The sequence below is a fragment of the Thermophilibacter provencensis genome, from assembly GCF_900128445.1.
In the GTDB taxonomy this organism is placed as follows: Bacteria; Actinomycetota; Coriobacteriia; order Coriobacteriales; family Atopobiaceae; genus Thermophilibacter; species Thermophilibacter provencensis.
Genome location: NZ_LT671415.1, coordinates 1 through 982 on the forward strand (window position 1 = coordinate 1; position 982 = coordinate 982).

At 77.9% G+C, this 982-nt stretch carries 2 protein-coding genes; both read right to left on the reverse strand.

Annotated elements, in window-relative coordinates:
• Positions 1-136: 136 nt before the first annotated feature.
• Positions 137-388 carry a hypothetical protein gene (locus tag BQ7391_RS00005; protein ID WP_075278740.1) on the reverse strand — a complete coding sequence of 84 codons (252 nt, stop codon included), beginning with the start codon at positions 386-388 and terminating at the stop codon, positions 137-139.
• Entirely contained in the window at positions 385-684 is a 300-nt protein-coding gene (locus tag BQ7391_RS00010; protein WP_075278741.1) for a DUF2958 domain-containing protein, read from the reverse strand. The genes BQ7391_RS00005 and BQ7391_RS00010 overlap by 4 nt, the downstream gene beginning before the upstream one ends.
• Between the last annotated feature and the right edge of the window lie 298 nt (positions 685-982).

A 982-nucleotide genomic window follows, 5' to 3' on the forward strand; every position in this document is an offset into this window, starting at 1 on the left:
AGTGCAAGTGCGGTCTCGTGGGCTGGGAGATGAGTATAAGAGACGGCCCGCGCCAGGGGGACCGGTCCCCCTGGCGCGGGGCGCGGGGGCGCGCAGCCCCCGCCGGGGCCCGGGCCGGGCGGGCCCGGGCGGCGCCTCACCCGGCGGAGAAGACGCACTCGGCGGTCTCGCAGTTCACCTCCTCGAGGTCGCCCTCGCCGACGAACACCGACGCCCAGCCCCCGCCCTCGGCGAGCGAGGCGGCCTCCTCGGACGCCCGCGCGACGGCGGCGGCGAGCTCTGCCGAGCCCGCGGGCGCCCTGCCCTCCTCGGACGCCCCGCCGCCCTCGCCGTCGTCCCACTCGAGCACGACGGTGAGCACGGGGAGGGCCCGCGCCCGCGCGCTCACTCGAACTCCCTCGCGGGGCGGGGCGCGAAGTGGAGGTCTCGCTCGACGAGCGAGGCGCCCCTCGAGCAGTTGAGCCCCTCCATCTCGCTCACCGAGAAGTAGCCCCACTCGGTCTCGATGCCGCGCACGAGCCCGAACGCCTCGCCGGTCTCGGGGTCGTACTCGGTCAGGTACCAGTCCCAGCCGCCCGCCGGGGTGAACAGGTGGACGGCGGCGAGCGGCGCCTCGCACTCCTCCGTCGCGCCCAGCGCGGGGATGGTCGCCGCCACCTCGTCGGGGATGAGCCTCTCCTGCATCTCGTTCTCCTCTCTCGCGTCCGCGCCCGCCGGATGCAAGCGCGCTTGCCTCCGGCCTTCCTGCCGCCGGGCCCGCGCGACCGCCGGCGTCAGCGGCCTGCGGGAAGGCCCCCGGCCGGTCCCTGCACCGATGCCGCGCAGCGGGATCTGTGGAGGGATCCTGCGGGCCGTTTACGGCGGCGGGGGCGCGGGCCACAGCCCCCGCGGCGCGTGAGCGGGCGTGGCGGTGCCGGCACGGGGGTGCAGGGGGACCGGTCCCCCTGGCGCGGGGCGCGGGGGCGCGCAGCCCCCGCGGGCG